11 protein-coding genes are annotated in these 13,511 nt (G+C 71.3%); 8 read left to right on the plus strand and 3 right to left on the minus strand.

Annotated features, from left to right (window positions below; genetic code table 11):
* Nucleotides 1–32: 32 nt before the first annotated feature.
* Entirely contained in the window at nt 33–689 is a 657-nt protein-coding gene (locus tag OG322_RS29430) for an MBL fold metallo-hydrolase (RefSeq protein WP_329307214.1), read from the minus strand.
* A gap of 10 nt (nt 690–699) precedes the next feature.
* On the minus strand, nt 700–1,392 hold the full coding sequence (locus OG322_RS29435) for a maleylpyruvate isomerase family mycothiol-dependent enzyme (protein ID WP_266412268.1): 693 nt from the start codon (nt 1,390–1,392) through the stop codon (nt 700–702).
* 175 nt (nt 1,393–1,567) lie between these two features.
* Between OG322_RS29435 and uvrA the strand changes: the two genes are divergently transcribed.
* Together uvrA and OG322_RS29445 are read left to right on the plus strand one after the other, a co-directional pair.
* Nucleotides 1,568–4,627 carry an excinuclease ABC subunit UvrA gene (gene uvrA, locus OG322_RS29440; protein WP_123469301.1) on the plus strand — a complete coding sequence of 1,020 codons (3,060 nt, stop codon included), beginning with the start codon at nt 1,568–1,570 and terminating at the stop codon, nt 4,625–4,627.
* A 258-nt stretch (nt 4,628–4,885) separates the two neighbouring features.
* Nucleotides 4,886–5,314, plus strand: coding sequence for a Rieske (2Fe-2S) protein (locus tag OG322_RS29445; protein ID WP_329307215.1), 429 nt, complete (start codon nt 4,886–4,888; stop codon nt 5,312–5,314).
* A 100-nt stretch (nt 5,315–5,414) separates the two neighbouring features.
* On the opposite strand, the gene OG322_RS29450 is transcribed toward OG322_RS29445, so the two are convergent.
* Complete coding sequence (locus OG322_RS29450; RefSeq protein WP_329307216.1) at nt 5,415–6,341, minus strand: hypothetical protein; 927 nt, start codon at nt 6,339–6,341, stop codon at nt 5,415–5,417.
* A gap of 227 nt (nt 6,342–6,568) precedes the next feature.
* On the opposite strand from OG322_RS29450, the gene OG322_RS29455 reads away from it, so the two are divergent.
* From OG322_RS29455 to whiA, 6 genes are all read left to right on the plus strand, one after another.
* On the plus strand, nt 6,569–7,186 hold the full coding sequence (locus OG322_RS29455) for a papain-like cysteine protease family protein (protein WP_123469295.1): 618 nt from the start codon (nt 6,569–6,571) through the stop codon (nt 7,184–7,186).
* 4 nt (nt 7,187–7,190) lie between these two features.
* On the plus strand, nt 7,191–8,090 hold the full coding sequence (locus OG322_RS29460) for a hypothetical protein (RefSeq protein WP_329307217.1): 900 nt from the start codon (nt 7,191–7,193) through the stop codon (nt 8,088–8,090).
* A gap of 154 nt (nt 8,091–8,244) precedes the next feature.
* Nucleotides 8,245–10,320, plus strand: a complete 2,076-nt coding sequence (uvrC, locus tag OG322_RS29465) for an excinuclease ABC subunit UvrC (protein ID WP_124283797.1) — start codon at nt 8,245–8,247, stop codon at nt 10,318–10,320.
* Entirely contained in the window at nt 10,317–11,282 is a 966-nt protein-coding gene (rapZ, locus tag OG322_RS29470) for an RNase adapter RapZ (RefSeq protein WP_123469289.1), read from the plus strand. Before uvrC ends, rapZ begins: the two co-directional genes overlap by 4 nt.
* Complete coding sequence (locus OG322_RS29475; protein ID WP_123469287.1) at nt 11,279–12,313, plus strand: gluconeogenesis factor YvcK family protein; 1,035 nt, start codon at nt 11,279–11,281, stop codon at nt 12,311–12,313. The genes rapZ and OG322_RS29475 overlap by 4 nt, the downstream gene beginning before the upstream one ends.
* A complete protein-coding gene (gene whiA / locus OG322_RS29480; RefSeq protein WP_123469285.1) occupies nt 12,304–13,293 on the plus strand; it encodes a DNA-binding protein WhiA in 990 nt (329 codons plus the stop codon). Before OG322_RS29475 ends, whiA begins: the two co-directional genes overlap by 10 nt.
* Nucleotides 13,294–13,511 lie beyond the last annotated feature (218 nt).

Here is a 13,511-nt window from a genome sequence, read left to right on the forward strand (position 1 = left end):
GCTCCACGGAGCGGACGCCACCGGGGCTTTTTTCACCAGCCGCGGGCGCGCCACTCGGGCAGCTGCGGACGCTCGTCGCCGAGCGTGGTGTCGTGGCCGTGGCCCGGGTAGACCCAGGTCTCGTCCGGCAGCGGGGCGAAGAGCTTGGTCTCCACATCGTGCAGCAGGCTCACGAACGCCTCGGGGTCCTTGAACGTGTTGCCGACCCCGCCCGGGAAGAGGCAGTCCCCGGTGAACAGGTGCGGAGCGCCGTGCGGGTCGTCGTAGAGGAGCGCGATCGACCCCGGCGTGTGCCCGCGCAGATGGCGGGCGGTCAGGGCGACCTGCCCGACCCGGATCGTGTCGTTGTCGTCGACGAGCACATCGGTGGGGACCGGGATTCCCTCGGCGTCGTGGCGCCCGGCGTACGTACGCGCACCGGTGGCCGCCACGACCTCGCCCAGCGCCTGCCAGTGGTCGCCGTGCCGATGGGTGGTGACGACCGAGGCGATCGAGTCGTCACCGATCAGCCGCAGCAGGGTCCCGGCCTCGTTGGCCGCGTCGATCAGGAGCTGCTCGCCGGTGGCCCGGCAGCGCAGCAGGTAGGCGTTGTTGTTCATCGGGCCGACGGCGACCTTGGAGATCATGAGATCCGTCAGCTCGTGCACGTCCGCCCGCCCGCCGACCTTGACCGCTCCGCTGTACGTCATGCGTCTCAGCCTATAGCGGGGGCAGTACGGGCAGGGGCAGTCCGCCCTCGACGGTCAGCGCCGACCCGTCGCGGCGCCCGCTGAGCCAGCCGAGCAGCTCGGGGGCCGTGCCGCGGACCACGACGGGGCCGCCCTCCGCTCCGCCGCCCGTCGTCCAGGACCGGCCCTTGTCGTCGGCCATGCCCGTGGACACCACATCCGGGTGTCCGCCGAACCGCTCGGCGAGGAAGTCGATCTCGCGGGCGGCGAACTCGTCGGGCAGATCATCCAGCTCGTATCCCAGCCCCAGGTCGACATGGTGCAGCTCGACCTCGACGCGGCGGCGGAAGGGGATCCGGGAGGCCGAGTCCGTCACGCCGTTGCGCAGCGTGACGGTGCGTGACCAGTCGGCCGGGGCCGCGGCGGCCGCCGCGAAGCGGGCCGCGCTCGCCGCCAGGTCGGCCAGCTGTTCGGCCTGTGGCCGGGGCGCGTCGCGCTCGATGTCACCGTCGCGGGTTTCGCTGTCTGCGTACATCGGCCGGCCCTGGAGAACATTTACCAGCGCGTCGGCGTTACGTGAGAGGTGCGCGACGACATGACCCCGGCTCCAGCCGGGCAGCCGCGACGGCCGGGCGAGCTCGGAGTCGTCCAATTTCTCCGTGGCGCTGAGCAGCCGTTCGGTCGCTTCACGTAGGGCGTCCAGGTCGTGCGCGTGATCAATCATGGGGCCGAGCGTAGCCCCGCCACTCATTCGGGTGAAGGAGTCATCAGCCGTCCGTAAATCGAATGCGCGTGCTATACGCTCGGAGTCGAAAGCTCCGTACATCGCTGTGGCACCCCCCATACCCTGGGGCAGGGGCTCAGTTCCCCCGCTTCTCTCTAGAAAGGTGCGGACCGGCGTGGCCGACCGTCTCATCGTCCGTGGCGCTCGCGAGCACAACCTCAAGAACGTCTCGCTCGACCTTCCCCGCGACTCCCTCATCGTCTTCACCGGGCTCTCCGGGTCGGGCAAGTCGTCGCTCGCGTTCGACACGATCTTCGCCGAGGGGCAGCGCCGTTACGTGGAGTCCCTCTCCTCGTACGCCCGGCAGTTCCTCGGCCAGATGGACAAGCCGGACGTCGACTTCATCGAGGGTCTGTCGCCCGCCGTCTCCATCGACCAGAAGTCGACCTCGCGCAACCCGCGCTCGACGGTCGGCACCATCACCGAGGTCTACGACTACCTCCGGCTGCTCTTCGCCAGGATCGGCAAGCCGCACTGTCCCGAGTGCCGTCGGCCGATCTCGCGCCAGTCGCCGCAGGCGATCGTGGACAAGGTGCTCGGCCTGCCCGAGGGCAGCCGTTTCCAGGTGCTCTCGCCGCTGGTGCGCGAGCGCAAGGGCGAGTTCGTCGACCTCTTCGCGGATCTGCAGACCAAGGGGTACAGCAGGGCCAGGGTCGACGGCGAGACCATCCAGCTCTCCGAGCCGCCCGCGCTCAAGAAGCAGGAGAAGCACACCATCGAGGTGGTCATCGACCGCCTCACCGTCAAGGACAGCGCCAAGCGCCGGCTGACCGACTCGGTCGAGACCGCGCTGGGCCTCTCCGGCGGCATGGTCGTGCTCGACTTCGTCGACCTTCCCGAGGACGACCCCGAGCGTGAGCGGATGTACTCCGAGCACCTCTACTGCCCGTACGACGACCTCTCCTTCGAGGAGCTGGAGCCGCGCTCCTTCTCCTTCAACTCGCCCTTCGGTGCCTGCCCCGACTGCACGGGCATCGGTACGAGGATGGAGGTCGACCCGGAGCTGATCGTCCCGGACGAGGAGAAGTCCCTCGACGAGGGTGCGATCCACCCCTGGTCGCACGGTCACACCAAGGAGTACTTCGGGCGGCAGATCAACGCGCTCGCCGAAGCCCTCGGATTCCGTACGGACATCCCCTGGGCCGGGCTCCCGCAGCGCGCCAGGAAGGCCCTGCTGCACGGCCACAAGATCCAGACCGAGGTCCGCTACCGCAACCGGTACGGGCGCGAGCGCGCCTACACCACCCCCTCTTTCGAGGGCGCGGTGCAGTTCGTCAAGAGGCGGCACTCCGAGGCGGAGAGCGACTCCAGCCGGGAGCGCTTCGAGGGCTACATGCGCGAGGTGCCCTGCCCGACCTGCGAGGGCACCAGGCTCAAGCCGATCGTCCTCGCGGTGACGGTGATGGAGAAGTCCATCGCCGAGGTCTCCGCGATGTCGATCAGCGAGTGCGCCGAGTTCCTCGGCCGGATGAAGCTGAACGCCCGCGACAAGAAGATCGCCGAGCGAGTGCTCAAGGAGGTCAACGAGCGGCTGAAGTTCCTGGTCGACGTGGGCCTGGACTACCTCTCGCTGAACCGTGCGGCCGGCACCCTGTCCGGCGGCGAGGCGCAGCGCATCCGGCTCGCCACCCAGATCGGCTCCGGCCTGGTCGGCGTGCTCTACGTGCTGGACGAGCCGTCCATCGGCCTGCACCAGCGCGACAACCACCGGCTGATCGAGACCCTGGTCCGGCTCCGCGACATGGGCAACACGCTCATCGTCGTCGAGCACGACGAGGACACCATCAAGGTCGCCGACTGGATCGTCGACATCGGCCCCGGCGCCGGCGAGCACGGCGGCAAGGTGGTCCACTCCGGATCGCTCAAGGAACTGCTGGCCAACGACAAGTCGATCACCGGTCAGTACCTGACCGGCAAGAGGTCGATCGCGATGCCCGACATCCGGCGTCCCGTCGACCCCTCGCGCCTGCTCACGGTGCACGGCGCCCGGGAGAACAACCTCCAGGACATCGACGTCTCCTTCCCGCTCGGGGTGCTGACCGCCGTGACCGGTGTCTCCGGCTCGGGCAAGTCGACGCTGGTCAACGACATCCTCTACACCCACCTGGCGCGCGAGCTGAACGGCGCCAAGTCGGTCCCCGGCCGGCACACCCGGGTCGACGGGGACGATCTCGTCGACAAGGTGGTGCACGTCGACCAGTCGCCCATCGGCCGTACGCCCCGGTCCAACCCGGCCACGTACACCGGTGTCTTCGACCACGTCCGCAGGCTGTTCGCGGAAACGATGGAGGCCAAGGTCCGCGGCTATCTGCCGGGCCGGTTCTCCTTCAACGTCAAGGGCGGCCGCTGCGAGAACTGCTCCGGCGACGGCACCATCAAGATCGAGATGAACTTCCTGCCGGATGTGTACGTCCCGTGCGAGGTCTGCCACGGAGCGCGCTACAACCGGGAGACCCTGGAGGTCCACTACAAGGGCAAGTCCATCGCCGAGGTGCTGGACATGCCGATCGAGGAGGGCCTGGAGTTCTTCGAGGCCGTGCCGACCATCGCGCGGCATCTGCGGACGCTCAACGAGGTCGGCCTCGGATACGTCAGGCTCGGCCAGTCCGCGCCGACGCTCTCCGGCGGTGAGGCACAGCGGGTGAAGCTGGCCAGCGAGCTCCAGAAGCGCTCGACCGGCCGCACGGTCTACGTGCTGGACGAGCCGACCACCGGTCTGCACTTCGAGGACATCTCCAAGCTCATCAAGGTGCTCTCCGGCCTGGTCGACAAGGGCAACACGGTGATCGTCATCGAGCACAACCTCGATGTCGTCAAGACCGCCGACTGGGTCATCGACATGGGTCCCGAGGGGGGCAACGGCGGCGGTCTGGTCATCGCCGAGGGAACCCCGGAGTACGTGGCCGGGGTCCCCGCCAGCCACACCGGAAAGTTCCTCCAGGGCATCCTGGACGCGGACCGGGTCAGCGAGGCGGCGGTTCCCGCGGCCCGTAAGCCGGTCGGCAGGACAGCCGCGAAGAAGGCGGTCGCCGCGAAATCCGGCCCCGCCAGGAAGACGGCGACGGCGAAGACGGACCGGAGCACCACGGCGAAGGCCACCGGGGCGGCTGCGGGTAAGAAGCCGGCGGCGAAGAAGCCCGCGGCGAAGAAGGCGGCCGGCGCGCGCAAGGCCTGACGGCCGGACGAGGCGGCGGTTCCCGACCGGGGACCGCCGCCTCGCGCACGACCGGCGTCGGGGCCCCGTCTCGGCGCCGTCGCCTCCCCGGCGCCACCACCACGGCTCTGACCAGGCGCGATCGGGTGCGACCGGGCCGGGCGCAGCGGCGTCCGCATCCGCCGGTATCGTCGGATACGTCACCGATGCCTCCGCTGCCACTGTGGTCCCAGGCACCTCTGGCACCGCACCTCATTCCCTCCGACCAGTGGAGACCGCATGTCCGGCCAGCCCGCCGCCCGCCGTACCGTGCTGAAGGGCGCCGCTCTCGCAGGCGTCGCCGGGCTGGGAGTGGCCGCCTGCTCGACCGATTCGAAGCTCGGGCACGCCCAGACGCCGACCCCCACCGCACCCGTCGAGCTCGGCGCCCCGGACGAGGTCCCGGTCGGCGAGTCCAAGCTCTACCGCGAGCAGCGCGTCATCGTCACCTGCCCGGCCAAGGGCCAGTACAAGGCATTCAGCGCCCAGTGCACCCACGCGGGCTGCCTGCTGGACAAGGTCGAGGACAACGAGGGGCACTGCCCCTGCCACGGCAGCCTCTTCGACACCACCACCGGCAAGGCCGTGCACGGTCCGGCGACCGTGCCGCTGCCCTCCGTCCCGGTCAGGGTCGAGGGCGGCCGGCTGGTCGTCGGCCCCGACGCCTGAACCGGCCGGTCCGAGATCTGAACCGGCCGGTCCGGCACACGGCCGGTCCGGCGTCCGGCCCGTCCGGACACCGCGGCCGGCCCCGCCTCCGCGGCCCGGCTCACTCCCAGTCCCAGTCGATGCCGACCAGACCGGGCCGCACCCCCTGCTCCACCAGATGGACCGTCCGGTGGCGGCCGGTGAGGGTGAGGTCGGTCCGGGCGCCGCGCGGCGCACCCGTGGAAACCTGGGCGAAGCGCCGGCACCGCACCGGCAGCGCCTCCTCGTCGAACCGGACCTGGAGCACGTACTGCCCGCCGCCGAAGCTGAAACCGCGCACGTACTCGCCGCACGGCCCTCCCGTACCGTCCTCGAAGCCGTAGCCGAAGAGGTACGTCTCGCCCGCCCGCAACCGGGTGTCGAAGAGCAGCTCGGCGACCAGCACCCCCGTCTCCGCGTCCCAGCGGACCCGCCCCGTCCGGCAGTTCTCCCGGGCACTCACCCCGACCCGGGCCGGATCACAGCCCGGATCGCCGCGGTACACGGCGAGATAGCGGTCGATCCCGTCGCGGTGGGCGCGCACCACATGCTGGGAGTCGCGGCGCTGCATCCGGCGGCCGGGCCCGATCCGTACCCGCTCCTGGTGCCCCACCGTGTGCAGCCCGCCGTCCGCGGGTGACTCCATCGCGGTGAGCAGCCGCTCGACCGCGCCGGACCCGTCCATCAGGGAACGGTACGAACGGGCGGGCGGTCGGTCGGCCTCCGTGCGGCACTCCCCGGCTCCCAGCAGCCCGAGCAGCGAGTTCCCCGGCAGCTCCAGTACCTCCTCCAGCGCCTTCACCGCCCGCAGGGACTCCGGGCGCTGCGGACGCCTGGCCCCCTGCTGCCAGTAACTCAGGCTGGTCACGCCGACCTTGACCCCGCGGTGCGCCAGATGGTGCTGCACCCGCTGGAGCGGCAGCCCGCGCACCGAGAGCGCGGTGCGCAGCGCCAGATGGAACGGGCCGGTGTGCAGCACTTGCGCCAGTTCGGCCTCGGTGCGCTGCATGGGTCCTCCAGGTGAACGTTCACGTCGTGCGGGAGCGGGGCCGCGCCGACGGGTGCCGGTCCGCAGGTGGCCAGGGGGATGCGTTCACGTGTCCGCCCCTGGCGTTCACACCGCGATGTTCCCCCGCATTGAAGCGTGTTGACCCGTTCCCGACAACGGTTGATGCTCCTCGACAGCGTCCGGACGCGCTCCTTGGAACCCCCACCCCCCGCCCCGGGAGGAACGCCATGCGCAACCGAAGAGTCAGGCCCCGACGGCTGTCCGTCACGGCCGTACTCGCCGCCCTGCTGCTCGCCGTACCGACGGCGACCGCCGCCGCGGCGGACCAGAACCGCTCCGCAGCCTCCGCCGCCGGCACCCTCGCCGCGGCCCAGCGGCTGAACATCACCATGCAGGCCCAGCAGAAGACCAACTGGTGCTGGGCCGCCGCGGGTAACACCGTCTCCGCCTGGTTCGGCCGGAACCACACCCAGAACGAGTTCTGCAACGCCGCGTTCGGCCGGGCCCAGGGCTATGAGTGCCCCAACTCGCAGGCCTCGCTCGGCAACGTCCAGGACGGTCTGTCCTGGGCCGGCATCAGCCCCGGTTCGTACGTCACCGGCTGGCTGCGCTACCCCACCGTGCAGGCCGAGATCTCCGCCGGGAGGCCGGTGGAGACCCGCATCCAGTGGTCCTCGGGCGGCGGCCACATGCACGTCCTGTACGGCTACGACGACGCGAACAGCTGGGTCTACTGGGGCGATCCCTGGCCCTCCAACAACCGCTACAACTGGGCCTCGCACGCCTGGTACGTGAACAACAGCGAGTTCTCCTGGACCCATTCGCTCTACCGGATCGGGGCGTGACGGCATGAACTCCACCGGTTCCCCGGCCCACCCCGCCGCGCGTACCGCGCGCTCCGCCGCCGCGGCCCTCGCCGCGGCCGGCGTGCTGGCCGGGTCCGCACTGCTCACCGTCGGCGCCCCGCAGGCGGTTGCCGCCACCGGACCCGCGGCCACTCCGGCGGCCCTGGCGGCGGCCCATGAGGCGGCCACCGGCGCCGCCACCCTGGACACGCTGTCCCGGTTCTTCGCCCGGGAGGGGGCGGTCACCAGGGCGGCGGCCGCCCCACGGATCGAGGGCGCTGCCGTGCCCGTACGCACACTGGCCGCGGACTTCGTCGCCGGTGAACCGGGGGCCGAGGTAGCCCACCTCGACTACCTCGCCAGCACCGCCGTCTCCTCGGACGGGCAGAAGGCGTCCCTGTGGACGCTGCCCGAGCCGGGGAAGGACGGGCGGTGGCAGGTGGTGAACATCGCCACCGGCGACGACGAGGTCCGGTACACGGCCGCGGGCGCCCGCAAGCTGCCCGGCGGCACCGTGTTCCGGGAGCCGCAGATCGACGCCTGGTACGTCCAGAAGGGCAGCCGGGTGCTCCCGCTGGACCGGGACGCGGTGGGCGCGGTCGGGGCGGACGGCACCACTCTGGCCGCCTACCGCACCCGGGTGCGGGCCGCGTACGCGGACAAGCTCCCCGGCTCCGGATACGCCCGCTCCGGCCGGGCGGGCGGCTACGGACCCGCCGGAGCGGAACCGGCCGCAGGACGGCCGGGGTCCGGCGCCGGACGGTCCGGGCCGGCCATCGCGGCGCACACGGGCGCGGACACCGCACTGACCGCGGCCTCCGGCGCCGCGGCGGCGGGCGCCCTCGCCGTACTCGGCCTCTGCGGCGCGACGGCCCTGCGCCGCCACCGCCGCCGGGCCCGCTGACCGTCCCGGCGAAGCCTCGGCGCGGCTGACCGCGGTGGCCGCCCGCTCCCGCTGACCCCGTGCTCCGGGCCGCGTACCCCCAACGCGCGTTCCGGAGCACGGCGCCTTCCACGAGCACGCCGCGCTGTCACTGCCCGCAAGTAGGGTGGGAGACATGGCAGACCCCTCCAGCTACCGCCCCAAGCCGGGACAGATCCCCGACTCCCCGGGGGTCTACAAATTCCGCGACGAGCACCGCCGGGTGATCTACGTCGGGAAGGCGAAGAACCTGCGCCAGCGCCTGGCCAACTACTTCCAGGACCTGGCGGGCCTCCATCCGCGTACGCGCACGATGGTGACCACCGCCGCGTCCGTGGAGTGGACCGTCGTCTCCACGGAGGTCGAGGCGCTCCAGCTGGAGTACTCCTGGATCAAGGAGTACGACCCCCGGTTCAACGTCAAGTACCGCGACGACAAGAGCTATCCGTACCTCGCGGTCACGCTCAACGAGGAGTTCCCGCGCGTGCAGGTGATGCGCGGGGCCAAGAAGAAGGGCGTGCGCTACTTCGGTCCGTACGGCCACGCCTGGGCGATCCGCGAGACGGTCGATCTGATGCTGCGGGTCTTCCCCGTCCGTACGTGCTCCGCCGGTGTCTTCAAGAACGCCGCCAGGACCGGCCGCCCCTGCCTCCTCGGTTACATCGGCAAGTGCTCGGCCCCCTGCGTCGGCCGGGTGACGCCCGAGGAGCACCGCGAACTCGCGGACGACTTCTGCGACTTCATGGCCGGCCGCACCGGCGCGTACATCCGCCGCCTGGAGAAGGACATGATGGCGGCGGCCGAGGAGATGGAGTACGAGCGGGCGGCCCGCCTCCGCGACGACGCCGAGGCGCTCAAGCGCGCGATGGAGAAGAGCGCCGTCGTGCTCGCCGACGCCACCGACGCCGACCTCATCGCGGTCGCCGAGGACGAGCTGGAGGCCGCGGTCCAGATCTTCCACGTCCGGGGCGGCCGGGTGCGCGGCCAGCGCGGCTGGGTCACCGACAAGGTGGAGAACGTCGACACCTCCGGACTGGTCGAGCACGCGCTCCGGCAGCTGTACGGCGAGGAGGCCGGGGACGCCGTCCCCAAGGAGGTCCTCGTCCCGGCCCTCCCCGAGGACCCGGACGCGGTCTCCCAGTGGCTGGCCGATCGCCGGGGCTCCCAGGTCAGTCTGCGCATCCCGCAGCGCGGCGACAAGAAGGACCTGATGACCACGGTCCAGCGCAACGCCCAGCAGGCCCTGGGGCTGCACAAGACCAAGCGCGCCTCCGACCTGACCACCCGCTCGCGGGCCCTGGAGGAGATCGCCGAGGCGCTCGGCCTGGACACGGCACCGCTGCGCATCGAGTGCTTCGACATCTCCCACCTCCAGGGCGACGACGTGGTGGCGTCGATGGTGGTCTTCGAGGACGGCCTGGCCCGCAAGGGGGAGTACCGCCGCTTCCAGATCAAGAGCTTCGAGGGACAGGACGACGTCCGCTCGATGCACGAGGTGATCGGTCGGCGCTTCCGCCGCTACCTGCACGAGAAGGAGCGCACGGGGGAGTGGGAGGAGACCCCCGCACCCACGGGCCCCGCACCCACGGGCCCCGCACCCACCGGCCCCGCACCCACCGGCCCCGCAGGCCCCGCGCCCACCGGCTCCGCACCTGACTCCGCCGCCGAGCCCCGTGAGGACGACGGCCGGCCCAAGCGGTTCGCCTACCCGCCCCAGCTCCTCGTGGTCGACGGCGGGCAGCCCCAGGTCGCCGCGGCCAAGCGGGCGCTGGACGAGCTGGGGATCGACGACATCGCCGTCTGCGGCCTCGCCAAGCGCCTCGAAGAGGTCTGGCTGCCCGATGACGATGACCCGGTGGTCCTGCCCCGCTCCAGCGAGGGCCTCTACCTCCTGCAGCGCATCCGCGACGAGGCGCACCGTTTCGCCATCACCTACCAGCGCGCCAAACGGGCCAAGCGCATCCGTTCCAGCCCCCTGGACGCCGTCGCCGGTCTCGGCGAGACCCGCAAGCAGGCCCTGATCAAGCATTTCGGCTCCGTGAAGAAGCTGAGGCAGGCGACAATCGAAGAGATCTGCGAGGTTCCGGGGATAGGCCGCACGACGGCGGAATCAGTGGCCGTCGCGCTCGCCTCGACCACCCCGGCCGCGCCCGCCGTGAACACGGCCACAGGAGAGATCATTGAAGAGGACGACGGGGGCAGTACGACATGACTGAGCGCGAATATGAACAAGGGCACGACCGCACAGACCGAGCAGACGGAGCAGGACACGTGAGTACGGGCACCCCGGCCGAGACGGGCGACAGCACGGCTGCCATCCCCGAGCTGGTGATCATCTCCGGTATGTCGGGCGCCGGGCGCAGCACGGCGGCCAAGTGCCTGGAGGACCTCGGCTGGTTCGTCGTGGACAACCTGCCGCCCGCGCTGATCCCCACCATGGTGGAGCTCGGCGCCAGGTCCCAGGGCAATGTGGCCCGGATCGCCGTCGTCGTCGACGTACGGGGCCGCCGCTTCTTCGACAATCTGCGGGAGTCCCTCGCGGACCTGGAGGCCAAGGGCGTCACCAGGCGGATCGTCTTCCTGGAGTCCTCCGACGACGCGCTGGTCCGCCGCTTCGAGTCGGTCCGGCGCCCGCACCCCCTCCAGGGCGACGGCCGCATCGTCGACGGCATTGCCGCCGAGCGCGATCTGCTGCGCGAGCTGCGCGGCGACGCCGACCTGGTGATCGACACCTCCAGCCTGAACGTGCACGAACTGCGCGCCAAGATGGACGCCCAGTTCGCGGGCGACGAGGAGCCGGAGCTCCGCGCCACGGTGATGTCCTTCGGCTACAAGTACGGACTGCCGGTCGACGCCGACCTGGTGGTGGACTGCCGGTTCCTGCCCAACCCGCACTGGGTCCCCGAACTGCGCCCCTTCACCGGGCTCAACGAGGAGGTCTCCGCGTACGTCTTCGACCAGCCGGGCGCCAAGGAGTTCCTCAACCAGTACACGGAGCTGCTCCAGCTCATCGCCGCGGGATACCGCCGCGAGGGCAAGCGCTACGTGACCATCGCCGTGGGCTGCACGGGCGGCAAGCACCGCTCCGTGGCCATGTCGGAGAAGCTTTCGGCCCGGCTGGCCAGCGAAGGGATCGAGACGGTGCTCGTACACCGGGACATGGGGCGCGAGTGACCAGTCGCACCCTGCGTCTGCGCCGGCTGCGCAGAGCCACCTCTGCACTGTCCGGCCGCAAGCGCGGCGCACAGCCCAAGGTCGTCGCGCTCGGCGGCGGCATGGGGCTGTCCGCCTCGCTGGCCGCGCTGCGGCGGATCACCGGTGATCTGACCGCCGTGGTCACCGTCGCCGACGACGGCGGCTCCAGCGGCCGGCTCCGCGAGGAGCTGGGCGTCCTGCCGCCCGGTGATCTGCGCAAGGCGCTGGCCGCCCTGTGCGGTGACGACGACTGGGGCCAGACCTGGGCCCAGGTCATCCAGCACCGCTTCCAGTCCAAGGGCGATCTGCATGAGCACGCCGTCGGCAATCTGCTGATCGTCGCCCTGTGGGAGCAGCTCGGCGACCATGTCCAGGCCCTCGACCTGGTCGGCAAGCTCCTCGGGGCGCACGGCCGGGTGCTCCCGATGTCCGCCGTGCCCCTGGAGCTCCAGGCGCTGGTACGGGGACACGACCCGCAACGCCCGGACGACGTGGACACGGTGCGCGGCCAGGCCACCGTGGCGCTCACCCCGGGCGAGGTCCAGTCCGTGCACGTCGTCCCGCACGACCCGCCGGCCGTCCCGGAGGCGGTCGCCGCGGTTCTGGACGCGGACTGGGTGGTACTCGGTCCGGGGTCCTGGTTCTCCTCGGTCATTCCGCATCTGCTCGTCCCCGATCTGCTGGACGCGCTGATCGAGACGAAGGCCCGAAAGGTCCTCTCGCTGAACCTCGCGCCGCAACCCGGTGAAACAGATGGGTTCTCTCCGCAGCGTCATTTGGAGGTTTTGGGACGACACGCCCCTAAACTCGCCTTGGACGTGGTGCTGGCCGACGAGGCCGCCGTGCCCGACCGCGAGTCCCTCGCCGACGCCGCAAAACGGCTCGGTGCCGCGGTCGAGCTGGCGCCGGTGGCCTCACCCGACGGCGTTCCGATTCATGATCCGGAGCTGTTGGCCGCCGCGTACGACCGTATTTTTCGGATGCATGGAAGGATCGGCCCATGGCGATGACGCCAGCGGTGAAGGACGAAATCTCTCGGCTTCCCGTAACCCGGACCTGCTGCAGGAAGGCAGAAGTCTCGGCGATTCTTCGGTTCGCGGGTGGGCTGCACCTGGTGAGCGGCCGGATTGTGATCGAGGCGGAGCTGGACACCGCGATGGCGGCGCGCCGGCTGAAGCGGGACATTCTCGAGATCTTCGGGCACAGCTCGGAGCTGATCGTGATGGCCCCCGGCGGGCTGCGGCGCGGCTCCCGCTACGTCGTACGGGTGGTGGCGGGCGGCGACCAGCTGGCCCGGCAGACGGGTCTGGTGGACGGCCGCGGCCGTCCCATCCGCGGACTTCCCCCGCAGGTGGTCTCGGGGGCCACCTGCGATGCCGAGGCCGCCTGGCGCGGGGCCTTCCTGGCCCACGGCTCGCTCACCGAGCCGGGGCGCTCCTCCTCACTGGAGGTGACCTGCCCGGGTCCGGAGGCGGCGCTCGCGCTGGTCGGCGCCGCCCGCCGGCTCTCCATCTCGGCGAAGGCCCGTGAGGTGCGCGGCGTGGACCGGGTCGTCGTCCGCGACGGCGACGCGATCGGCGCCCTGCTCACCCGGCTGGGCGCCCATGAGTCGGTGCTGGCCTGGGAGGAGCGGCGGATGCGGCGCGAGGTCCGCGCCACCGCCAACCGCCTCGCCAACTTCGACGACGCGAACCTGCGCCGTTCGGCCAGGGCCGCGGTGGCCGCGGGTGCCCGTGTGGGGCGCGCGCTGGAGATCCTGGGCGAGGAGGTGCCCGAGCACCTCGCGGCGGCCGGACGGCTGCGCATGGAGCACAAGCAGGCCTCCCTGGAGGAGCTGGGCGCCCTCGCCGATCCGCCGCTGACCAAGGACGCCGTCGCGGGCCGTATCCGCCGGCTGCTGGCGATGGCCGACAAGCGGGCCCAGGACCTGGGTATCCCGAGCACGGAGTCCACCCTCAGCGAAGAGCTGGCCGACGGCCTGGTCGGCTGATCCCGGCCCCGTCGGCGGGCCGGAGCAGGAACGCGCCACGTTCCCGGGGGCGTTGACACTGCGTAATCGTGGCAGGGGGCGGGGGAGGGCAACCGGAGGCCCGTGCTCCTACTGAGGAGTACGGGCCTGCGCCGTTCTTCCCGCCCTGCTCGATGTCACTCCCAGGGCCTCGGAGGGGTAGTGTCGTAGGCGGTCGGGGACATCCCATACAACTCGCC

Origin of the sequence: Streptomyces sp. NBC_01260 (assembly GCF_036226405.1) — a bacterium.
In the GTDB taxonomy this organism is placed as follows: domain Bacteria; phylum Actinomycetota; class Actinomycetes; order Streptomycetales; family Streptomycetaceae; genus Streptomyces; species Streptomyces laculatispora.

Bases quoted from the DNA above. Each gene is read 5' to 3' on its own strand.
- OG322_RS29430 (WP_329307214.1), bottom strand. From the start codon at position 689: ATGACGTACAGCGGAGCGGTCAAGGTCGGCGGGCGGGCGGACGTGCAC.
- OG322_RS29460 (WP_329307217.1), top strand. From the start codon at position 7,191: ATGAACTCCACCGGTTCCCCGGCCCACCCCGCCGCGCGTACCGCGCGC.
- OG322_RS29455 (WP_123469295.1), top strand. From the start codon at position 6,569: ATGCGCAACCGAAGAGTCAGGCCCCGACGGCTGTCCGTCACGGCCGTA.
- OG322_RS29445 (WP_329307215.1), top strand. From the start codon at position 4,886: ATGTCCGGCCAGCCCGCCGCCCGCCGTACCGTGCTGAAGGGCGCCGCT.
- OG322_RS29435 (WP_266412268.1), bottom strand. From the start codon at position 1,392: ATGATTGATCACGCGCACGACCTGGACGCCCTACGTGAAGCGACCGAA.
- whiA (WP_123469285.1), top strand. From the start codon at position 12,304: ATGGCGATGACGCCAGCGGTGAAGGACGAAATCTCTCGGCTTCCCGTA.
- uvrC (WP_124283797.1), top strand. From the start codon at position 8,245: ATGGCAGACCCCTCCAGCTACCGCCCCAAGCCGGGACAGATCCCCGAC.
- OG322_RS29450 (WP_329307216.1), bottom strand. From the start codon at position 6,341: ATGCAGCGCACCGAGGCCGAACTGGCGCAAGTGCTGCACACCGGCCCG.
- rapZ (WP_123469289.1), top strand. From the start codon at position 10,317: ATGACTGAGCGCGAATATGAACAAGGGCACGACCGCACAGACCGAGCA.